This window comes from Lysobacter sp. SCRH-1R, from assembly GCF_057747855.1.
Window position 1 is genome coordinate 937,600 of record NZ_CM173227.1, and the last position, 22,040, is coordinate 959,639.

Annotated in this window: 17 protein-coding genes; 8 read left to right on the forward strand and 9 right to left on the reverse strand. The window is 68.3% G+C overall.

What is annotated here, in order from left to right:
• The first annotated feature begins 40 nt into the window (after positions 1 to 40).
• Positions 41 to 1,429: a class II 3-deoxy-7-phosphoheptulonate synthase gene (locus AC3ANK_RS04365; protein WP_484172201.1), complete on the forward strand. Its 1,389-nt coding sequence runs from the start codon at positions 41 to 43 to the stop codon at positions 1,427 to 1,429.
• Between the two features lie 67 nt (positions 1,430 to 1,496).
• Here the strand turns inward: AC3ANK_RS04365 and AC3ANK_RS04370 are convergent, their stop codons facing one another.
• The 3 genes from AC3ANK_RS04370 to typA all read right to left on the reverse strand — a co-directional run bounded on the left by AC3ANK_RS04370 (position 1,497) and on the right by typA (position 5,568).
• On the reverse strand, positions 1,497 to 3,146 hold the full coding sequence (locus AC3ANK_RS04370) for an amidase (protein ID WP_484172202.1): 1,650 nt from the start codon (positions 3,144 to 3,146) through the stop codon (positions 1,497 to 1,499).
• 62 nt (positions 3,147 to 3,208) lie between these two features.
• Entirely contained in the window at positions 3,209 to 3,676 is a 468-nt protein-coding gene (locus AC3ANK_RS04375; protein ID WP_206859807.1) for a DUF2127 domain-containing protein, read from the reverse strand.
• A gap of 32 nt (positions 3,677 to 3,708) precedes the next feature.
• On the reverse strand, positions 3,709 to 5,568 hold the full coding sequence (typA, locus tag AC3ANK_RS04380; protein ID WP_206859806.1) for a translational GTPase TypA: 1,860 nt from the start codon (positions 5,566 to 5,568) through the stop codon (positions 3,709 to 3,711).
• A 189-nt stretch (positions 5,569 to 5,757) separates the two neighbouring features.
• Between typA and AC3ANK_RS04385 the strand changes: the two genes are divergently transcribed.
• The 3 genes from AC3ANK_RS04385 to AC3ANK_RS04395 all read left to right on the forward strand — a co-directional run bounded on the left by AC3ANK_RS04385 (position 5,758) and on the right by AC3ANK_RS04395 (position 8,902).
• A complete protein-coding gene (locus AC3ANK_RS04385; protein WP_206859805.1) occupies positions 5,758 to 6,264 on the forward strand; it encodes a peptidylprolyl isomerase in 507 nt (168 codons plus the stop codon).
• A gap of 330 nt (positions 6,265 to 6,594) precedes the next feature.
• Positions 6,595 to 7,800, forward strand: coding sequence for a pyridoxal phosphate-dependent aminotransferase (locus AC3ANK_RS04390; protein WP_484172203.1), 1,206 nt, complete (start codon positions 6,595 to 6,597; stop codon positions 7,798 to 7,800).
• Positions 7,801 to 7,915: 115 nt separating this feature from the next.
• The gene (locus AC3ANK_RS04395) at positions 7,916 to 8,902 is read left to right on the forward strand and encodes a malate dehydrogenase (protein ID WP_206859803.1); all 987 of its coding nucleotides are present in this window, start codon (positions 7,916 to 7,918) and stop codon (positions 8,900 to 8,902) included.
• Positions 8,903 to 9,028: 126 nt separating this feature from the next.
• Here AC3ANK_RS04395 and AC3ANK_RS04400 read toward each other — a convergent pair whose 3' ends face one another.
• Positions 9,029 to 10,216 carry an OprO/OprP family phosphate-selective porin gene (locus AC3ANK_RS04400; RefSeq protein WP_484172204.1) on the reverse strand — a complete coding sequence of 396 codons (1,188 nt, stop codon included), beginning with the start codon at positions 10,214 to 10,216 and terminating at the stop codon, positions 9,029 to 9,031.
• A 29-nt stretch (positions 10,217 to 10,245) separates the two neighbouring features.
• A complete protein-coding gene (locus AC3ANK_RS04405; protein ID WP_206859801.1) occupies positions 10,246 to 11,547 on the reverse strand; it encodes a dicarboxylate/amino acid:cation symporter in 1,302 nt (433 codons plus the stop codon).
• Positions 11,548 to 11,872: 325 nt separating this feature from the next.
• Between AC3ANK_RS04405 and prpE the strand changes: the two genes are divergently transcribed.
• Positions 11,873 to 13,765 carry a propionate--CoA ligase gene (gene prpE, locus AC3ANK_RS04410; RefSeq protein WP_484172205.1) on the forward strand — a complete coding sequence of 631 codons (1,893 nt, stop codon included), beginning with the start codon at positions 11,873 to 11,875 and terminating at the stop codon, positions 13,763 to 13,765.
• A gap of 6 nt (positions 13,766 to 13,771) precedes the next feature.
• Here prpE and AC3ANK_RS04415 read toward each other — a convergent pair whose 3' ends face one another.
• Positions 13,772 to 14,995, reverse strand: a complete 1,224-nt coding sequence (locus AC3ANK_RS04415; RefSeq protein ID WP_484172206.1) for a citrate synthase family protein — start codon at positions 14,993 to 14,995, stop codon at positions 13,772 to 13,774.
• Between the two features lie 87 nt (positions 14,996 to 15,082).
• Between AC3ANK_RS04415 and prpB the strand changes: the two genes are divergently transcribed.
• The 3 genes from prpB (at position 15,083) to AC3ANK_RS04430 (ending at position 18,111) form a co-directional block, all read left to right on the forward strand.
• Positions 15,083 to 15,967 (forward strand): methylisocitrate lyase, encoded by an 885-nt coding sequence (gene prpB, locus AC3ANK_RS04420; protein ID WP_484172207.1) that lies wholly within the window; start codon positions 15,083 to 15,085, stop codon positions 15,965 to 15,967.
• A gap of 252 nt (positions 15,968 to 16,219) precedes the next feature.
• Positions 16,220 to 17,371, forward strand: a complete 1,152-nt coding sequence (gene prpC / locus AC3ANK_RS04425; RefSeq protein WP_484172208.1) for a bifunctional 2-methylcitrate synthase/citrate synthase — start codon at positions 16,220 to 16,222, stop codon at positions 17,369 to 17,371.
• Positions 17,372 to 17,574: 203 nt separating this feature from the next.
• Positions 17,575 to 18,111, forward strand: coding sequence for a hypothetical protein (locus AC3ANK_RS04430; RefSeq protein WP_484172209.1), 537 nt, complete (start codon positions 17,575 to 17,577; stop codon positions 18,109 to 18,111).
• Between the two features lie 72 nt (positions 18,112 to 18,183).
• Here the strand turns inward: AC3ANK_RS04430 and AC3ANK_RS04435 are convergent, their stop codons facing one another.
• The 3 genes from AC3ANK_RS04435 to AC3ANK_RS04445 all read right to left on the reverse strand — a co-directional run bounded on the left by AC3ANK_RS04435 (position 18,184) and on the right by AC3ANK_RS04445 (position 21,925).
• Entirely contained in the window at positions 18,184 to 18,795 is a 612-nt protein-coding gene (locus AC3ANK_RS04435) for a glutathione S-transferase N-terminal domain-containing protein (RefSeq protein WP_206859795.1), read from the reverse strand.
• A 139-nt stretch (positions 18,796 to 18,934) separates the two neighbouring features.
• A complete protein-coding gene (locus AC3ANK_RS04440; protein WP_206859794.1) occupies positions 18,935 to 19,393 on the reverse strand; it encodes a cell wall hydrolase in 459 nt (152 codons plus the stop codon).
• Between the two features lie 462 nt (positions 19,394 to 19,855).
• On the reverse strand, positions 19,856 to 21,925 hold the full coding sequence (locus tag AC3ANK_RS04445) for an oxidoreductase (RefSeq protein WP_484172210.1): 2,070 nt from the start codon (positions 21,923 to 21,925) through the stop codon (positions 19,856 to 19,858).
• Positions 21,926 to 22,040: the final 115 nt, after the last annotated feature.

Genomic DNA, 22,040 nt, shown 5'->3' on the forward strand with positions numbered 1-22,040 from the left:
CGAGCGCCCATAGTGGTTCGCCGCATCGCAGCATCGTGTCATGCCCACGTCCGACCGCACCCTCCGCGCCGTGAACCTGCCCGCCGACTGGTCGCCCCAGTCCTGGCGCAACCGCACCGCGATGCAGTTGCCGCAGTATCCCGACGCCGCAGCGCTCGACAGCGCGCTCGCCGAACTGCGTACTCTGCCGCCGCTGGTGACCTCGTGGGAGATCCTCTCCCTCAAGCAGCAGCTCGCCGAAGCGCAGGAAGGCAAGCGCTTTCTGCTGCAGGGCGGCGATTGCGCGGAGACGTTCTCCGGCTGCACCTCCGACGTCATCTCCAACCGGCTGAAGGTGCTGCTGCAGATGAGCCTGGTGCTCGTGCACGGCCTGCGCAAGCCCGTGGTGCGCGTGGGACGCTTCGCCGGCCAGTACGCAAAGCCGCGTTCGGCCGATACCGAGACCATCGGCGATGTCACGCTGCCCAGCTACCGCGGCGACATGGTCAACGCGCCGGAGTTCACGAAGGACGCGCGCACGCCCGATCCGCGCCGCATGATCAAGGCGCACGCGCGTTCGGCGATGACGATGAACTTCGTTCGTGCGCTGATCGACGGCGGTTTCGCCGACCTGCATCACCCCGAATACTGGAACCTGAGCTGGGTCGGCCATTCGCCGCTCGCCGACGAATACCGCCGCATGGTCAACGCGATCGGCGATGCGGTGCGCTTCATGGAAACGCTGTCGGGTAGCGAGGTGCACAACCTCAACCGCGTCGACTTCTACACCTCGCACGAAGCGCTGCTGCTGCCGTACGAGGAATCGCTCACGCGCCAGGTGCCGCGCCACTGGGGCTGGTTCAACCTGAGCACGCATTACCCGTGGATCGGCATGCGCACCGCGCAGGTCGACGGCGCGCATGCGGAATACTTCCGCGGCATCCGCAATCCGATCGCGCTGAAGGTCGGCCCGTCGGTCACGCCGGACCAATTGCTGCGCACGATCGACCTGCTCAATCCGGAAGACGAGCCGGGCCGCCTGACCTTCATCCACCGCATGGGCGCGACCGGCATCGCCGAGAAGCTGCCGGCGCTGCTCGACGCCGTGCGCCGCGACGGACGCCGCGTGTTGTGGGTCTGCGATCCGATGCATGGCAACACGGAAAGCACGAGCAACGGCTACAAGACGCGCCGCTTCCGCAACATCCGCAGCGAGCTGGAGCAGGCGTTCGAACTGCATGCCGCCGCCTGCACGCGCCTGGGCGGCGTGCACCTGGAACTCACCGGCGAGGACGTCACCGAATGCCTCGGCGGTGCGCGCGAACTCACCGAGAGCGATCTGGAACGCGCCTACAAGTCCACGGTCGATCCGCGCCTGAACTACGAGCAGGCGCTGGAAATCGCCATGCTGATCGTGCGCAAGCAGGCGCAGATCGCGGCGCCCGCGTAAGCCTCGCGCTCATCGCGCTGCTTGACGGCCCTCCGCGAACGGGGCGGCCGTCTGCTTGGCGGCCGCGTCAGCCCTTCGTCGTTTGCAGCGGAGCCGTCGCGAGGAACTGCGGCGCCTTGCGCGCGTTCGTCTTCTGCTCGAACGCGTACGCCAGCTCGATCAGGCGCGGTTCGCTCCACGCCGGGCCCATGAAGACGATGCCCATCGGCAGCCCGAAGTAATCGCCCATCGGCACGGTGATGCTGGGCGTGCCGGCGACCGCGGCGGCGCCGTAGCCTTCGCCGAGGAAGTGGTCGCCGTTGACCGGATCGATCAGCCACGCCGGCGAGGTCGCCGGCGCCACGATCGCGTCGAGCGACGACGCCGACAGCACCGCCTCGAGCCCTTCCGCACCCGCGAGACGCCGCGCCTTGCTGCGCGCGTCGATGTAGGCCATCTCGTCCAGCGTGCCCTTCGCCTGCGCGCGTTCGAACAGCTCCTGCGCGAAGAACGGCATCTCGGTCTTCGTGTTGCGGCGGTTGTATTCGATCAGCGCCGCCAGCGAGTTCACCGGCGCGCCGCTGCGCGACAGATAGCCGTTCAAGCCGTGCTTGAACTCGTAGAGCAGCACGTCCATCTCCGCGTCGTTCCACTGACCGGCGGTGGGCAGCTCGACGTCGACGATTTGCGCGCCGGCCTGGCGCATCGCGTCCAGGCTGCGTTCCAGTGCCGCGTCGGCCGCGGGATGGAAGCCCATCGCCTTGCGCAGCACGCCGATGCGCGCGCCGCGAAGGCCGTCGCGGTTGAGGCGCGCGTGGTAGTCGAAGATCGCGCGGCCCGTGCTTTCGGCCGTCGCCGCGTCGTTGTCGTCGCGGCCGACCATCGCCGACAGCAGGATCGCCGCATCGGCGACGCTGCGTGCCATCGGGCCGGCGGTGTCCTGGCTGTGCGAGATCGGGATGATGCCGCTGCGGCTCACCAGACCCACGGTCGGCTTGATGCCCACCAGCCCCGCGACCGAGGACGGGCAGACGATGCTGCCGTCCGTTTCGGTGCCGATCGCCGCGGCGGCGAGGTTCGCGGCCACCGCCGTGCCGCTGCCGGAGCTGGATCCGCACGGCGAGCGGTCGAGCGCGTACGGATTGCGCGTCTGCCCGCCGCGCGCACTCCAGCCGGAGGTCGAACGCGTGGAGCGGAAGTTCGCCCATTCGCTGAGGTTCGTCTTGCCCAGGATCACCGCGCCGGCGTCGCGCAGGCGTGCGACCACGAACGCGTCGGTGCGTGGATGGTGCGAGGCCAGCGCCAGCGAGCCAGCGGAATTCGCCATCGGCGTGGCGTCGATGTTGTCCTTCAGCAGGACCGGTATGCCGTGCAGCGGCCCGCGCACGCGGCCGGCCCTGCGCTCGGCATCGAGCGCGTCGGCTTCCTTCAGGGCGGCCGGATTGAGCTCGATGACGGCGTTGAGCGTCGGCCCGGCGTCGTCGAGCGCGGCGATGCGGGCGAGATAGGCCTGCGTCAGCGCGTGGCTGGTGAGTTCGCCGCGGCCCATGCGGATCTGCAGTTCGTCGATGCCGACCTCGGCGAACGCGAAGCCGCCGCGTGGCGCCGAAGCGGGCGCCGTCGTCGCGGCGGCGGCGGGCCTGGCGGCGTGCGCGGTGCCCGGCGCGGTGCGCTGGCAGGCGGGCAACAGGGCGAGCAGCGTCGCCAGCGGCAACGTCTTGACGATCAAAGAGCGCATTGCGATTCCCCGGTCGCAGGTGGCTGACCGGAGGATACGTCATTCAGGTTCGCGCGCGCCGCCTAGTGGTGGCGCTTGAAGATGTCGCGTGCCAGCACTGCGACGACGATCAAGTTGAGCGCCAGCACGCCGACCGACATCCAACCCGGATGGCGGAACAGCGCATAGACGTCGAGGGGCAGGTAGATCGCCGCGCTGATGCAGCCCAGCCACGAGGCCCAGACCTTCACCCGCCACAGGCCCCAGGCTTCGACCATGCGCAGCACCCCGTAGGCGAAGATGAGCGCCGCGGCGAGATGCACGCTGTCGGGATTGATGGCGCTGGAGAGCCACGCCAGCGCGCCGTGTTCGGTGCTGATCTGGAATCGCAGCGTCAGCTCGTGCAGCCAGCGCAGCAGCGGCTCCGGGCCCAGCAGTTCCAGCCCGAAGGCCGCCGCGAAGGCCAGCAGGCCCTTGGCGGCTTCGAAAATCGCGATGAGATGCAGGCCCGGATGCGCTTGCGGATCCGGGTCGTAGTGGGCGTCGCTCATGGCCTGGTCAGACATGGCGACGCCCCGTTGGTTCACGCCGCACGCGAGGCGCGCTTGCGGTCGTTCTCGGTACGCAGCTTCTTGCGCAGGCGGATCGCCTTCGGCGTGACTTCGACCAGTTCGTCGTCGTCGATGAATTCCAGCGCCTGTTCCAGCGAGAACTTGATCGGCGGGATCAGGCCTTCGTCGTCGTCCTTGCCGGCGGCGCGGAAGTTGGTCAGCTGCTTGCCGCGCAGGGCGTTGACGGTGAGGTCGTTGTCCTTGGCGTTGATGCCGACGATCTGGCCTTCGTAGATCTCCTCGCCCGGCTCGATGAACAGACGACCGCGTTCCTGCATCGCCGCCTGCGCATACGCCGGCGACGGGCCGGTGCCGTTGGAGATCAGCACGCCGTTGATGCGCTGGCCGATCGCGCCCTCGGTCTTCGGGCCGTAGTGGTCGAAGACGTGGAACAACAGGCCGGTGCCGGCGGTGAGGGTGCGGAACTCGGTCTGGAAGCCGATCAGGCCGCGCGCCGGGATGATGTAGTCCAGGCGCACGCGGCCCTTGCCATCGGGTTCCATGTTCTGCAGCAGCGCCTTGCGCTCGCCCAGGCGACCCATGACGCCGCCCTGGAACTGCTCTTCCATGTCGACGACCAGCGACTCGTACGGCTCCTGCATCACGCCGTCGATTTCCTTGATGATCACTTCCGGGCGCGACACGGCCAGCTCGTAGCCTTCGCGGCGCATGTTCTCGATCAGGATCGACAGGTGCAGTTCGCCGCGGCCGGAGACCTTGAACTTGTCGGCGTCCTGCGTGTCCTCGACCTTCAGCGCGACGTTGTGCTGCGTCTCGCGGGTGAGGCGGTCGCGCAACTGGCGCGAGGTGAGGAACTTGCCGCCGCTGCGGTCCTTCACGCCGGCGAACGGCGAGTCGTTGACCTGGAAGGTCATCGAGATGGTCGGCTCATCGACCGTCAGCACAGGCAGCTGTTCGACCGCGGACGGATCGCACAGCGTGTCGGAAATGCCCAGGCTTTCGATGCCCGAGAAGGCGATGATGTCGCCGGCCTGCGCCTCGCCGACTTCCACCCGCTCCAGGCCCATGAAGCCCAGCACCTGCAGCACCTTGGCGTTGCGGGTCTTGCCGTCCGGCGCGATCACCGTGACCTGCTGGTTCGTCTTGACCTTGCCGCGCTGGATGCGGCCCACGCCGATGATGCCGACGTAGTTGTTGTAGTCCAGCGACGTGACGCGCATCTGGAACGGGCCGTCCGGATCGACCGGCGGCGCCGGCACGTGCTCGCAGATCGCCTCGAACAGCGGGGTCATGTCGCCGCCGCGCACGTCCTCGGTCATGCCGGCGTAGCCCTGCAGGCCCGAGGCGTAGACGGTGGTGAAGTCGAGCTGCTCGTCGTTCGCGCCGAGGCGGTCGAACAGGTCGAAGGTCTGGTCCAGCACCCAGCTCGGGCGCGCGCCCGGGCGGTCGACCTTGTTGACCACGACGATCGGCTTGAAGCCCATCGCGAACGCCTTCTGCGTCACGAAGCGCGTCTGCGGCATCGGGCCGTCCATCGCGTCGACCAGGATCAGCACCGAGTCCACCATCGACAGCACGCGCTCGACCTCGCCGCCGAAGTCGGCGTGTCCCGGGGTGTCGACGATGTTGATGCGCCAGGTTTCGCCCGTCTTCGGGTTGGTCCAGCGGATCGCGGTGTTCTTCGACAGGATCGTGATGCCACGTTCCTTTTCGATGTCGTTGCTGTCCATCACGCGGTCCGGGACGACGGCGCGCTCGTTCAGGGTGCCGGACTGCTTGAGCAGCTGGTCGACGAGCGTGGTCTTGCCATGGTCGACGTGGGCGACGATGGCGATGTTGCGCAGGCGTTCTACGGACTGGGAAGCGGACATGGGAAGAGGGCGCCGGTCGGCGCTCAATTTGGAAAAGGAAGCCTGACAGTATACCTGGATTGTGACCGCACCGGCCTGTTCATCTGAACGGCGTCGCTTCCCCCTTGTGCGGGCTCCGCGCCGCCGCCATGTGGGCCCACGAATGCGGGAATCCTTCCCCCAGCTGTCCAACGTCCAGGAGAGACGGTTATGAGCCTCATCGCCACCTTCGACACCGAGCGCGGCCCGATCCGCGTGGAACTGGCCGCCGACAAGGCGCCCCTGACCGTCGCCAACTTCGTGAATCTGGCCCAGCGGGGCTTCTACGACGGGCTGAACTTCCACCGCGTCATCAACGACTTCATGATCCAGGGCGGCTGCCCGCAGGGCACCGGCACCGGCGGCCCGGGCTACCGCTTCGAGGACGAAACCCGTACGGGGCTCAGCCATGAGCGCGGCGTGCTGTCGATGGCGAACGCCGGCCCGGGCACCAACGGCAGCCAGTTCTTCATCACCCACGTCCCGTGCCCCTGGCTGGACGGCAAGCACACCGTGTTCGGCAAGGTGATCGAGGGCCAGGAGATCGTCGACAGCGTGAAGCAGGGCGACACGATCAAGTCGGTGAAGATCGAGGGCGACACCGCGGGCGTGCTGGCGGCGAAGGCCGATCGCGTCGCGGAGTGGAACAAGACGCTCGACGCGAACGCTCGTCCGTAATCGCGCGATGCTTGAGCCCCTCTCCCACCGGGAGAGGGGTTGGGGTGAGGGTCGGGACGAGCAATGCGCTGCTGATCGCGATGATCTCGGACGAATGCTTCGGGCCCGTCCCGGCGTTCGGCGGCAGGACGGTTTCTGCTCCGCCACGTAAAGCCCGAGGAACGCCCGCCCGGCTTGCCCAGGCGGGCGTTTTCGCATCGGCCGCCGGCAGGCACGCCGCCCCCGCGTGTTAACATCCGAAGGCTCGATGGCCGACGTTCGCGGCGTGTTCCAGGCGGACTGATCCAGCCGCGAGCCACACCCCACATCCGACTCCCACGAGGTTCCGCGATGCCCCAGCTTGCCCGGCGCATCGGTCGCGCCAAGCCCAGCGCGATCATGCAGGTTGCCGAGAAGGCCAAGCGGCTCAAGGCCGAAGGCCGCGACATCATCAGCTTCTCGATCGGTGTTCCCAACTTCCTGCCCGGCGAGCACGTCTACGCCGCCGCACGCGAGGCGCTGTCGAAAGACAGTGGCCAGTACGGCAGCAACCGCGGTCCCGACGCGCTGCTGGACGCCTTCGTCGAGCACATGGCGAAGATTGGCCTGACCGGCTACGGCCGCGTCAACTGCGCCACCGGCATCGGCGCCAAGCACGTCATCTACAATCTCGCCGAAGCGCTGCTCGACGAAGGCGACACGATCGCGTTCCCGACGCCGTACTGGACCAGCTACCTCGACATCGCCGAAATCGTCGGCGCGAAGATCGACCTGCTGCCGTGCCCGCCGGAACAGGACTACAAGCTCAAGCCCGCGCAGCTCGACGCCGCGCTCGCGAAGAAGCCGAAGGTCTTCCTGTTCAACAACCCGTCCAATCCGACGGGCATGGTGTACACGAAGGAAGAAATCGACGCGCTGGCCGACGTCGTGGCGAAGTATCCGGACACGTGGATCATCACCGACGACATCTACAACCGCATGGTGTTCGACGGCATCGGATACCACAACTTCGTGCATTCGCGCCCGGAGCTGAAGGACCGCGTGATCTTCCTGGACTCGCTGTCCAAGACCTACGGCATGCCGGGTTGGCGCGTGGGTTTCATGGCCGGTCCGGAAGTCGTCGCGCAGGCGCTGGTGACGATGAACTCCAACCACATCACCAACGTGCCGGAAATCGTCAATGCCGCGGCCGTCGCCGCGCTCAACGGCCCGCAGGACGTCCCGACGCAGAAGTGCGCAGAGTTCCAGGCCAAGCGCGACCAGGTGATGGACGTGATGAACGCGATCCCGGGCGTCGTCTGCCCGCGTCCGCAGGGCGCGTTCTACGTGTTCCCCGACATCAGCGTCGCCTTCGGCAAGACGCACGGCCCCAGCGGCATCAAGATCAACAACGACGTCGACGTCTGCAACGCGCTGCTGGAAACCAAGGGCGTGGCCTGCGTGCCGGGCTCGGCGTTCGGTGAGCCGCGCGCGCTGCGCATCAGCTACACCTGCCCGACGCCGCAGCTCGCTCCGGGCCTGCAGCGTTTCCAGGAATTCTTCGCTGAATTGCAGTGATTCGTGATGGGTGATTCGTGATTCGCGAAAGCGGGTCACGCATCACCGTCCTCACTGCTCTTGCGAATCACCAATCCCCGATCACGAATCACGATCACGAATCACGGAGTCACCCATGAAAACCCCCGTCCGCGTTGCCGTCACCGGTGCTGCCGGCCAGATCGGCTACTCGCTGCTGTTCCGTATCGCGTCCGGCGAAATGCTCGGCAAGGACCAGCCCGTCATCCTGCAGATGCTCGAGCTGCCGATGGAGAAGGCCCAGGCCGCGCTCAAGGGCGTGATGATGGAGCTGGAAGACTGCGCGTTCCCGCTGCTGGTCGGCATGGTCGGCACCGATGATGCCGAAGTCGCGTTCAAGGACGCCGACATCGCCCTGCTCGTCGGCGCGCGTCCGCGCGGCCCGGGCATGGAGCGCAAGGACCTGCTGCTGGAGAACGCGAAGATCTTCACCGCCCAGGGCGCCGCGCTGAACAAGGTCGCCTCGCGCAACGTGAAGGTGCTGGTCGTCGGCAACCCGGCCAACACGAATGCCTACATCGCCATGAAGTCGGCGCCGGACCTGCCGGCGAAGAACTTCACCGCGATGCTGCGTCTGGACCACAACCGCGCGCTGTCGCAGCTGGCGAACAAGGCCGGCGTCGCGGTGGGCGACATCGAGAAGCTCGTCGTGTGGGGCAACCACAGCCCGACGATGTACCCGGACTACCGCTTCGCCACCGTCAACGGCCAGTCGCTGAAGGACAAGATCAACGACGCCGACTGGAACGCGAACGAGTTCATCCCGAAGGTCGGCAAGCGCGGTGCGGCGATCATCGAAGCGCGCGGCCTGTCGTCGGCCGCCTCGGCCGCCAACGCCGCCATCGACCACGTGCGCGACTGGGTGCTGGGCAGCAACGGCAAGTGGGTGACGATGGGCATTCCGTCCGACGGCAGCTACGGCATTCCGAAGGACGTGATGTTCGGCTTCGCCGTGACCACGCAGAACGGCGAGTACACGATGGTCCGCGACCTGCCGATCGACGATTTCAGCCAGAAGGCGATCGACAAGACGCTGGCCGAGCTGGAAGAAGAGCGTTCGGGCGTGGCGCATCTGCTGGGCTGATGCGGTTCCCGCGTTGAATGCGAACGGGGCGGCCAATGGTCGCCCCGTTTGTTTTTGCGGCGCGTGTTGCCGCGCACGCACCAGGCCGCGCCGCATCCGCAGTAGGCAGGTGCGGCGCGCCTCGCGTCAGAACTGCACCTGTCCCCGCAACTCCACCGCATCGCTCGCCGAATACGCGGAACGCTTTTCGTCGAGCACATGCACGTAGTTCGCCTGGAACTTGAAGTGCGAGGTGAGATACCAGTTCGCGCCGAACGTCAGGTCGCGCTGCCGGCCGCCGGCCAGGCCCGCGTCGTCCAGATCGAGGTCGCCGTAGCGCGCCAGCAGTTCCACCGCGCCGTAGCCGTGCGCCGGCTTCACGTTGCCGACGTTGCCGTTCGAGTACGGGCGCGATTCGCCGGTCACGACCCAGCTGCCCGTCAAATAGCCGCCCTGCGCCGTGTAATCGCGCAGTCCGTCGGCGCGGTTGGAGGTGCCGCGCAGGTATTCGCCCTGCAGCGACCACGCGCCGTCGATCCACAGGCCTTCCAGGCCGCTGCGGACGATGCGGTCGGTCGGGCCGAGCTTGCCCGAATCGACCAGCCGCACGTCGGTGAGGCCCGCCTCGGGACGCGCACGGAAGCGCGAATCGGGGCCGTGGTGGATATCGCGCCCATCGGTGCTGCCGTGCGGATTCTCCGCCGACGCCGACACGCCCAGGTGCAGCGTGCGACCTTCACCGTGCACCGGCAGCCAGTACGCGCGACCGGCGGCGGTCGTGCCCGGGTTGTCGCCGTGCAGATCCTGACCGAAGAAATACGCCGCGCTGACGCCGTAGTCCGGACGCGCGAGCGACCATTCCACGCCGGTGCGGCGCCCTTCGTACACGGCCTGCGTGGCGGACGCGGTTTCCATCAGGCTGGTCGCGCGCGCGGCGGTGTTCGCCTCCAGGCCCACCGGCGTCTTGAAATAGCCCACGCGCACGCGGCCGACGTCCGCGCCGAACAACGCCCTGGTTTCGACGCGAAGCGCGACGTCCAGCCAGCTGTCGTTGTAGAAATCCATGCCGACGGTGAAGTCGTACACGTCCTTCTTCTTCACGAACAGGGCAAGCTCGCGACGGCGCACCGCGTCGTCGTCGTGCAGCGTGGTGGCGGGCGTGCCGTAACCGCGATCGCCGGAGAAATCGTTGAGGTCGTAGGCGAAGCTGCCGGTGAGGCCGACGTCGGTGCCGTCGGCGAAAACGCGGTGCGTGGGCCACTGGTCGAAGTCGGCGGCGGAGGCGGCAAAGGGCAGCAGGCCGCCGAGTGCGGCGGCCAGGAACGCATGTTTCATGGGGGATGGAACCGTGGGGTGGGAGGGACTCAGTCGGCAGCGGTACGCACGGCCTGCTGCGGTGCGAGCGGGAACGAGCCGGGGTGCCGCAGCTCCTGCTGGAGGCGGACGCGGTCGAGGTCGTTCTCCCAGCGCGCGACGACGATCGTCGCCACGCCGTTGCCGATGATGTTGGTGAGCGCGCGCGCCTCGCTCATGAAACGGTCGATGCCCAGGATCAGTGCGAGCCCCGCGACCGGTACCGACGGCACCACCGCCAGCGTCGCGGCGAGCGTGATGAAGCCCGCGCCGGTCACGCCCGAAGCGCCCTTGGACGTCAGCATCGCCACCGCGAGCAGGGTGATTTCCTGCGTGAGCGTCAGTTCGATGCCCAGCGCCTGCGCGACGAAGATCGCCGCCATCGTCAGGTAGATGTTGGTGCCGTCGAGGTTGAACGAGTAACCGCTGGGAATCACCAGGCCCACGACCGAACGCGCACAGCCCAGGCGTTCCAGCTTCTGCATCAGCGGCACCAGCGCCGACTCCGACGAGGACGTGCCCAGCACCAGCAGCAGTTCGTCGCGGATGTAGCGGATGAAACGCAGGATGCTGAAACCGGTGAGGCGCGCGATCAGCCCCAGCACGACCAGCACGAACAGCGCGCAGGTGAGGTAGAAACTGCCCATCAGCAGTGCCAGCGGGCCGAGCGAATCCACGCCGTACTTGCCGATGGTGAAGGCCATCGCCGCGCCCGCGCCGATCGGCGCGAGCTTCATGATCGTCGCCATCATTCCGAAGAACGCCTTGGAGATCGTGTCGAACAGCTCGACCACGCGCGCGCCGGATTTGCCCATGTGCATCAGCGCGAAGCCGAACAGCACCGCCAGCAGCAGCACCTGCAGCAGGTCGCCGCTGCCGGTGAAGGCGTCGGTGAAGGTCTTGGGGATGATGTGCAGCAGGAATTCGGTGGTGCTTTGTTCCTTCGCCGCATCGACGTACTTGGCGACGGCGCCCGCATCCAGCGTGGCCGGGTCGACGTGGAATCCGGCGCCCGGCTTGATCGTGTTCACCACGATCAGGCCGATGACCAGCGCGATGGTCGAGACCACTTCGAAATAGGCGATCGCCTTCACGCCGACGCGCCCGACCTTCTTCACGTCGGACACGCCGGCGATGCCCAGCACCACGGTGAGGAAGATGATCGGCGCGATCAGCATCTTGATCAGCGCGATGAACGCGTCGCCGAGCGGCTTCAGCTTGACGGCGGTGTCGGGAAGGAAATGGCCCAGCGTGCCGCCGATCACGACGGCGGCCAGGACCCAGAGATAGAAGCGGGAAGGGGAAGACTTCATGGGCGATGCGATGGCATGGAGCGGGAACGCCCGCGCTGGCGGACGTCCGGGTGTCGGGGGAAACGCGGTCCCGATCCCCGGGGCCGCGACGCCCGACACAATGCGGCCCGCGGTGCCGGCAGGAGCAGGGCGAAAATTCCGCATTGCCCACGTGCGCCGGTGCTGCATCGCGCCAGGCGCCTTGCCGGATCGGTGCGCCGCGCCGGCCAGAATCAACCGCTTACGCGCGCGCCCGTGCCGATCGCCGCCCGTTCGACCATCGTCGTAACGAATGCTCACGCCGCCCGGACTAGCCTGAAACGCATCGCCGCCGGAGGGGCCATCCATGCGCTACGAAGAGTTCTACCGCCGCTCGATCGAACAGCCCGAGGAGTTCTGGGGCGAGCAGGCGAGGGCGATCCACTGGAACAAGCCGCCGGAAAAGATCCTGGATTACTCCAATCCGCCGTTCCGCAAGTGGTTCGCCGGCGGCGAGACCAATCTCTGCCACAACGCGGTCGATCGCCATTTGCACGAACGCGCCGACCAGCTCGCGCTCGTCGCGATTTCGACCGAAACCAATGCCACCCGCGAGATCACCTATCGCGAGCTGCATCGCGAAGTGAATACCTTCGCCGCCGCGATCCGTTCGCTCGGCGTCGGGCGCGGCGATCGCGTCGTCATCTACATGCCGAACATGGCCGAGGCGGTGTTCGCGATGCTCGCCTGCGCGCGGATCGGCGCGGTGCATTCGGTGGTGTTCGGCGGATTCGCCGCGCACAACCTCGCGCTGCGCATCGACGATGCCACGCCGAAGCTGCTGATCTGCGCCGACGCCGGCATGCGCGGCGGCAAGGTGATTCCGTACAAGCCGCTGGTCGATGCCGCATGCGATGCCGCGAAATCGCCGCCGCCGAAGGTGCTGATCGTCGAGCGCGGCCTCGATCCGCAGCACGCGATGGTCGACGGCCGCGACGTGCACTACGCGCCACTGCGCGAGCGGTTCGACGGCGCGGAAGTCGACGTCGAATGGCTCGAATCGAACGAGCCGAGCTATCTGCTCTACACCTCCGGCACGACCGGGAAACCCAAGGGCGTGCAGCGCGACGTCGGCGGCTACGCGGTGGCGCTCGCGCTGTCGATGTGGTCGATCTACGACGTGCGCGCGGGGCAGGTGATGTTTTCCACGTCCGACGTCGGCTGGGCGGTCGGACATTCGTACAACGTGTACGGGCCGCTGATCGCCGGCGCCACATCGGTGCTGTACGAAGGATTGCCGACGAATCCCGATCCCGGCATCTGGTGGCGCATCTGCGAGCAGTACGGCGTGCGTACGATGTTCTCCTCGCCCACCGGCATCCGCGTGCTGAAGAAGCAGGACGCGTCGTTCCTGAAGAAGCACGAACTGTCCGCGCTGCAGTGGCTGTTCCTCGCCGGCGAACCGCTGGACGAACCGACCGCGCAATGGATCACCGACGGCATCGGCAAGACCATCGTCGACAACTACTGGCAGACCGAAACCGGCTGGCCGGTGCTGTCGCTGATGCCGGGACTCGACCTGAAACCGGTGAAGTTCGGCTCGCCCGGTCTGCCGACGCCGGGCTACAAGCTGCGCGTGATCGACGACGCCACGGGCGACGACGTGCCCGCCGGAACCAAGGGCGTGCTGGTGATCGAACCGCCGCTGCCGCCGGGCTGCCTGACGACGGTGTGGAAGGACGACGCGCGTTTCCTCTCGAGCTACTTCAGCCATTTCAAACAGCTCGTCTACAGCTCGCTGGACTGGGCGATCCGCGACGAGGATGGCTACACCTTCATCCTCGGTCGCACGGACGACGTCATCAACGTGGCGGGCCATCGCCTGGGCACGCGCGAGATCGAGGAGTCGTGTTCGACGCATCCCAGCGTCGCCGAAGCGGCGGTGATCGGCGTTCGCGACGAACTGAAAGGGCAGGTTCCGGTGGTGTTCGCCACGCTCAAGCGGCAGGATGAATCGGCGAGCGATGCGGCGATCGGGATGCAGCAGCGCGTGGTGGAACAACTCGGTGGCGTCGCGAAGCCGGCGCGCGTGTATGTCGTGAACGCGTTGCCGAAGACGCGGTCGGGCAAGCTGCTGCGGCGTTCGCTGCAGGCGTTGGCGGAAAGCCGCGATCCAGGCGATCTGTCGACGCTGGACGATCCCGGTGCGCTGGAGGAAGTGAAGCGCGCGCTGGAGCGCGGGCCCGACGCGGAACGTTGACTCGCATCATTCCTGCGCGGGCGTCACCCCGGCGTAGCGGGCGCGCGGGCGGATCAGTCCGCCCTGCGCCTGTTGTTCCAGCGCGTGCGCGAGCCAGCCGGCGAGGCGGCCGGCGGCGAAGATCACCAGCGCCGGCGTCGCCGGCAATGCGTGCGCGTGGCAGATCGCCGCGAGCATGAAGTCGATGTTCGGACGCTGGCCGCTGATTTCCTCGGTCGCGATGACCAGCGCGTTCAACGCGTCCATCTTCGCCGCATCGGGCGCGCAACGGCGCAGTCGCGACAGCAGCTCGGCGGCGCGCGGATCGCCGTGCGGATACAGCGCGTGGCGGAACCCCGGCAGGTCGTCGCCGCGCTGCCAGCGCGCCGCGATCGCCTCGCGCGGAGATTCCGATTGCAGCGCCTCGCCGATCAGCGCGTACGCACGCGCGGTCGCGCCACCATGCCGCGGTCCCGACAGCGCAGCCAGGCCGCTGCAGACCGTCGCGTGCAGATGCGCGCCGGTCGATGCGACCACGCGCGCGGCGAAGGCCGACACGTTGAGCTCGTGGTCGGCGCACAGCACGAGCGCCGCGCGCACCAGATCCTCGAACGCCGCATCGCGCGGCATCCATGCATGCGCGAGCAGCGCATGCACCGGTGCCGAAGCCGGCGCTCCGGCGACCAGCAGCGCCGCGTTCTGGCGCAGCAGCGTGGCCGCGACGCGATGGCGCGTTCGCGTGGCCGCGTTGAGGGAGTGGCGTTCTTCCAGCGCGAGCAGCGGGAACGCCGCCATCGTGCGTTCCAGCGGAGGAAGCGACGCATCGCTGGCGATCGCCGCCACCGTGGCCGGCCACGCGGCCGGAAGCGGTGCGTCGAACGGATCGTCATCGCCACAGTCCCACAGCAGACGCGCGGTGTCCTCCAGCGTGGCGCCGCCGCGCACGAGCGCGATCGCCGACCGCCCGCGGTAATACGGGCCCTCGTCGGGATGGATCAGCGAGATCCGCGTCTCCAGCACGGGCAGGCCGCGATCCAGGCTCTGCGCTGCCCCGCGCGCCTCGCCGCGGCCGGCGCGCTGGCGCTGGGCCAGGCGCTCGACGTCCTGCCGCAGGTACAAGCGGCTCCGATGGTCGGGCCCGGGGCGGGATTCGAGCAGGCCGCGGCTGACGTAGGCGTACAGCGTCGCCGGGCTGATGCCGAGCAGGCGGCAGGTTTCGCGGGCGGAAAGCAGGTCCTGGGTCGGCGGCATGGCGGTGACATATTGATTGGGTCGATCAAGATTGATCAACCAATGCGATGGTGCCAGATTGACGCCCGCCGCACACAGGAGCCCCGCATGACCACCGCCTCCGCCGGCGCGCGTTTCCGCGCCGCCCTTGCCGTCGAAAAGCCCCTGCAGGTCATCGGCGCCATCAACGCCAACCACGCGCTGCTCGCCCAGCGTGCGGGGTATCGCGCGATCTACCTGTCCGGCGGCGGCGTCGCGGCCGGTTCGCTCGGCCTGCCGGACCTGGGCATTTCCGGGCTGGAAGACGTGCTGATCGACGTTCGTCGCATCACCGACGTCTGCGAATTGCCGCTGCTGGTCGACATCGACACCGGCTTCGGCCCCAGCGCGTTCAACATCGAGCGCACGGTGAAGTCGCTGATCAAGGCCGGCGCCGCCGCCTGCCACATCGAGGACCAGGTCGGCGCGAAGCGCTGCGGCCATCGTCCCGGCAAGGAAATCGTGTCGCAGGGCGAGATGGCCGATCGCGTCAAGGCCGCCGCCGATGCGAAGACCGACCCGGAGTTCTTCCTCATCGCTCGCACCGACGCCATCGCGGTGGACGGCGTGGACGCGGCGATCGAGCGCGCCATCGCCTGCGTCGAAGCCGGCGCCGACGGCATCTTCGCCGAGGCCGCGTACGACCTGGACACCTACCGCCGCTTCGTCGATGCGGTGAAGGTGCCGGTGCTGGCGAACATCACCGAGTTCGGCAAGACGCCGCTGTTCACCCGCGACGAGCTGGCCTCGGCGGGCGTCGCGATCCAGCTGTTCCCGCTGTCGGCGTTCCGTGCGATGAACAAGGCCGCCGAGAACGTCTACACCGCGATCCGTCGCGACGGCCACCAGAAGGCCGTCGTCGACACGATGCAGACGCGCGATGAGCTTTACGATCGCATCGGTTACCACGATTTCGAGAACAAGCTCGACGCGCTGTTCGCAAGCAGGAAATAAAGGTCGGCCGACGGAGCGTACAGGGCCTTCCCATGGAGTCCCCCTGTCCCCATCTCCGCCGGCGCGTCCGTCGCCCTTCGACCGTGGCGGGCGCGATCCGGCCCACCACGGTCGGCTGCGACCCCCGTCGCAGGCTGGCTTTGATCGAATAATCCCGCTGTCGCCCCTTCACGCTCACCCTTCGATCCAGACAACGTCGCACCCCGGGCCGACCGGTCACCCCGCGTCGGACCACGCACGAGGAGAAACCCGATGACCGAGACCACCCAGGTCCTGCCCAAGGCCAAGAAATCCGTCGCGCTCAGCGGCACCGCCGCGGGCAACACCGCGCTGTGCACCGTCGGCCGCAGCGGCAACGACCTGCACTACCGCGGCTACGACATCCACGACCTGGCGACGAAGTCGACCTTCGAGGAAGTCGCGCACCTGCTCGTGCACTGCGCGCTGCCGACCGCGTCGCAGCTGAAGCAGTACAAGGCCAAGCTCAAGCGCCTGCGCGGGCTGCCGGCGATCGTGTCCGAAGCGCTGGAACTGGTTCCCGCCAACGCGCATCCGATGGACGTGCTGCGCACCGGCTGCTCCGTGCTGGGCACGGTGCTGCCCGAGCGCGAAGGCCATCCGGCGTCCGAAGCGCGCGACATCGCCGACAAGCTCATCGCCAGCTTCGGTTCGATGCTGCTGTACTGGTGGCACTTCACGCGTAATGGCCGTCGCATCGACGTGGAAACCGACGACGATTCCGTCGCCGCGCATTTCCTGCACCTGCTGCATGGCGAGGAGCCCTCGCAGCTGCATGCCGACTCGCTCGACAAGTCGCTGATCCTCTACGCCGAACACGAGTTCAACGCATCGACGTTCACCGCACGCGTGATCGCCGGTACCGGTTCGGACCTGCATTCGTGCATCACCGGCGCGATTGGCGCGCTGCGTGGCCCCAAGCACGGCGGCGCGAACGAAGTGGCGATGGACATCATCGCGCGCTACGGTTCGGCCGATGAGGCGGAGGCCGACATCCGCGCGCGCATGGATCGCAAGGAAATCATCATCGGCTTCGGCCACCCGGTGTACACCATCGGCGATCCGCGCAACCCGATCATCAAGGAACTCTCGCGCAAGCTGTGCATCGATGGCGGCAACAAGACGCTGTTCGACGTGTCCGAGCGCATCGAGAACCTGATGATGGACACCAAGAAGATGTTCCCGAACCTCGACTGGTACAGCGCGTCGGCCTATCACATGATGGGCATTCCGACGCCGATGTTCACGCCGCTGTTCGTCATCGCGCGCACCACCGGCTGGAGCGCGCACGTGATCGAGCAGCGCGAGGACGGCAAGATCATCCGTCCGAGCGCGAACTACACCGGGCCGGAAGATCGCGAGTACGTGGCGATCGACAAGCGCTGACCGGCGCTTCGTTCGAGATGGAAAGGGCCGCGCATTGCGCGGCCTTTTTCCTGGGAAGGTCTGTGGCGGGGAACGCGGACGTCGCAGGGCAAGGGCAGGCCGCCCGGCATCGGCGGCGTCGAACATTGAACGGGTGCCGAGCGCGGCGCGTCCAACCGTGGCATAGTCGGCCGGCTTTCGCAGCCAATGGTCCGGGGGGAACCATGCGCGACGACGAAGTGCCGAACAAGACCGATGCCGGTCGCGACGAGATCCAGAGCCGCACGCTGAAGCTGCCGAACGGGTTGCGGTCGATCCTGCTGATGGTGGACGGGCAACGCAACGGGGCGCAGCTGCGTGGCGTGGCGGCCGGCCTGAAGGCGCCGGACGACGCCCTGCAGCAGCTCCAGGCGATGGGCCTGATCGCCGTGCCGCAGAGCCTGGCCGCCGCCGCTGCCGCGACGATCCGCGAAGCCGCGCGCCCGGCGTCGGCAAACGAACCGGCTCCCGTGGCGCCCGCGCCCGTCTCCGGGCCGTCTGGCGCGAACGGCTATTCCGCGCTCTACACGCTGATGTCCGACACCGTGCGCGAGCACCTCGGGCTGCGCGGCTATTTCCTGCAGCTCAAGGTCGAACGCTGCACCGACGTGGGCGAACTGATCGCGCTGCTGCCGGACTTCAGCACCGCGCTGGGCAAGGCGCGCGACACCGATTTCGCCGCGGAGATGGAGCGCCGTTTCCGCGCGCTCGCGCAGGCCTGAGGCGCGGCGGGGTGCCAACGACACGAAGGCGGCCGGAGCCGCCTTCGTGCGTTCGTGGCGTGGCTTCGCGCGTTACGCCAGCCCTTCGATCTGCAACGCCTTCTGCACCGCCGGGTCGGCCTCCATGCGGGCCTTGAACGCGGCCAGGTGGTCCAGGCCCGTCAGATCGATGCCCACGCCCCGCGCCCAGCGCAGGGTGATGTAGAGGTAGGGATCGGCGTAGCTGCGGAAGCCGGCGAGCCACTGGCGGCCGGCGAGCTGGCGGTCGGCGACCTCGAACAGCGAACGCACGCGGGCGCGGGCGGCGTGCTTCACGGCTTCGTACTGGCTCTCGTCGCCGATGAAGTTGCCCGGCCCGAACAGCGGCTTGAACGCCGGGTGCAGGTCGGAATTGACGAAGGCCAGCCAGCGGGACGCCTCGGCGCGCTGGCGCGCGCTGCCGTCGCCGGCGAGGCCGGCTTCGGGGAAGGAGTCGGCGATGTAGCCCATGATCGCGGCGTTCTGGGTCAGCACGAAGTCGCCGTCCACGATCGCCGGCACCGCGCCGGTGGGATTGATCGCCAGGTACGCCGGCGCCTTCATCGAGTCCTTGTCGAGGATCTCCAGCTGGAAGGGCTGGCCCGTCCACTGCAGCGCGATGTGGTCGGCGGTCGAGCACGCGCCGGGCTTGGTGTAGAGCTTCATTGCGGGGATCCCTTCAAGGAAAGCGAATCCCGACACTATGGCCGACGCGCGGGCCGCGGCTCAACGCCGTGGCATGCAACAGATCATTGCCATGAATGCGCCCGGACGGGCCATGCCGCCGGGCGGAGGCGCCGCGCGCCTACGAACGCCGCGGCTTCAACGACTGCACCTTATAGAAGGTGTGGTCGCCGATCGTCGCCACCTGGTACGCCGTGCGCCAGGACGGACTGGCGATCGCGTGTGCGGCGAAGTGGCTGGCGCCGGGGACGATCTCCTTGCGCTCGCCGGGCGGCAGCGCCCAGTTGCGCTCGGCGTCGAGGGCGATGCCGACGGCCTCGGCCCAGGCATCGGTGTTGCTCAGCCGCGTGCCCGGCGACACCAGGGTCGGGGCGAACTGCTTGCGTGCGGTGACCACGTCGCAGACGGTGTTGCCCCACAGGCCGCTGTCGCGGCGACGCAGGGCGACCTCGGCGACCGCCTTCTGGCCGCGGACCGACTGGTCGCGCGCTTCCAGGTAGACGGTGGTGCTCAGGCACAGCGAGTCGGCGGTTTGTGGCGGAAGCACGGAGGCCAGCCACAGGATCCAAGCCAGTTTCATCTAATCGGACTCCTTGCTCCGTTGCGCCGGGCCGCTTGGAGTCCGCTTCCCAAGGGGAAGGGGCCACCGCGCGAACCGGCATGGCGTACTGGGGAGGGCAGCGCACTCTGCGGCGCGCTTTTGCCCATTCACCAAAGCCGCGCGGAAGGGTAGGGTGCGCGGGCGGTGAGGGTCGCCACCAAGGGGGTGGCCGAAAAAAGTTGGCGCACGGTAGCGGCGCGAAGATAAATGCCTCGTGAACAAAGGGGGCTTGACCGGGCCTCCCGGTTCCGGCTGGAAATCCGCCGGCCCGATCGCAACTCGTTGTATGCAAACGGGATTGGGTTGCGGGCCCCGGTCACCGGAATGCCGAACGCCTGTTCAGGAAGTTGCCGGTCGGGTCGGCGCACGCCCCAAACCAGGCCTCCCGATCGACTGCGCGACACCCCTGCAGCCCTTGCCCCGCAAGGGCTGCGCAATTCGCTACAGGATGGCCGCGAGGCGGCTTCCCTGGGCGATGGCGCGCTTCGCGTCGAGCTCCGCCGCGACATCCGCGCCGCCGATCACATGCACCACGGCGCCCTGCGCCACGAGCTCCTCCGCCAGCGGTTTGAAGGGCTCCTGGCCCGCGCAGACCACCACATGGTCGACCGCCAGCACCTGTTCGCTGCAGTCCACGCGCACGTGGAAGCCCTCGTCGTCCACGCCGAGGTATTCGACGCCGCCGAGCATCCGCACCTTCTTCGCCTTGAGCGTGGCGCGGTGGATCCAGCCCGTCGTCCTGCCGAGCCGGGCGCCGGGTCGGCCGGGGCTGCGCTGCAGCAGCCAGACCTCGCGCGCGGGCGCTTCGGGCTTCGGCGCGGCCAGGCCGCCGCGGTTCCCGTCGTAGGCCAGGTCGACGCCCCATTCGGCGCGCCAGCGGGCCGGGTCCAGCGCGGCGCTGGGCCCGTGCTCGACCAGGAACTCCGCCACGTCGAAGCCGATGCCGCCCGCGCCGACGATCGCCACCTTCCGTCCCGGCACGACGCGACCGCCCAGCACATCGAGGTAACTGACGACCTTCGGGTGGTCAGCGCCGGGGAAATCCACCTCGCGCGGGCGGATGCCGCTGGCGAGCACCACCGCGTCGAAGCCCGCCAGCGTCGCGGCCTCGGCGTAGGTGCCCAGGCGGACGTCCACGCCGGTCTGCTCCAGCCGGCGGCCGAAGTAGCGCAGCGTTTCGTGGAACTCCTCCTTGCCCGGGATCCGCTTGGCGAGGTTGAACTGCCCGCCGATCTCCCCCGACGCTTCGAACAGGGTCACCCGGTGCCCGCGTTCGGCCGCGACCGTCGCCGCGGCCAGCCCGGCCGGGCCGGCGCCGACCACGGCGATGGGCTTCGGGTTCGAGGTCGGCACGTAATTCAGTTCGGTCTCGGCGCAGGCGCGCGGATTGACCAGGCAGCTGGCGGTCTTGTTCTCGAACACGTGGTCCAGGCACGCCTGGTTGCAGGCGATGCATGTATTGATGTCGAGCGCGCGCCGCTCGCGCGCCTTGTTCACCCACTGCGGGTCGGCCAGCAGCGGTCGCGCCATCGACACCATGTCGGCCTCGCCGCGGGCGAGCACGCCCTCGGCCACCTCGGGCATGTTGATGCGGTTGGTCGTCACCAGCGGCACGCCGACGTGCGGCTTCAGGCGCGCGGTGATCCCGGTGAACGCCGCACGCGGCACCGACGTGGCGATGGTCGGCACCCGTGCCTCGTGCCAGCCGATGCCGGTGTTGATCAGCGTCGCGCCGGCCGCTTCGATCGCCTTCGCCTGCTGCACGACCTCGTCCCACGCCAGGCCGTCGTCGACCAGGTCCAGCATCGAAAGCCGGTAGACGATGATGAAATCCGGCCCGCAGGCCTCGCGGATGCGGCGGACGATCTCCACCGCGAAGCGCATGCGCCTGGCGGCATCGCCGCCCCACGCGTCGTGACGTTTATTGGTGCGCGGTGCGGTGAACTGGTTGAGCAGGTAGCCCTCCGAGCCCATGACCTCGACGCCGTCGTAACCGGCCTCGCGCGCCATCGTCGCGCTGCGCACGAAGGCGCGGATCTGCCGTTCGACGCCGCCGGCTGAGAGCGCGCGCGGCGTGAACGGGTTGATCGGCGCCTTGAGCCGGCTCGGCGCCACCTGCAGCGGGCTGTAGCCGTAGCGGCCGGCGTGGAGGATCTGCAGGCAGATGCGCCCGCCGTGCGCATGCACCGCGCCGGTGACCTGCCGGTGGCGCCGCACTTCCCACGGAAAGCGCATCGTCCCGCCGAACGGCTTGAGCCAGCCGGCGAGATTCGGCGAGAACCCGCCGGTGACGATCAGCCCGACGCCGCCGGCCGCGCGCTCGGCGAAGTAGGCGGCGAGCTTCGGGAAGTCGGCCGCCTTGTCCTCCAGCCCCGTGTGCATCGATCCCATCAGCACGCGGTTGGGCAGGGTGCAGAAGCCCAGGTCCAGCGGCGCGAACAGGTGCGGGTAGAGCGGGTGGGGCTCGTGCGGCGCGGCGGGGGCGAAGCTCAGGGGGCTGGCGACCGTCATCGGCGGATGTCGTCGATATGTACGCTGGCGTACGGAAGCGGGCACGATGCCGGGAAAGCCGGTGGCGTTCAAGCAGGGGGCGCCCACCGCCCACGCCCAAAAGGCCCCGGCGCGC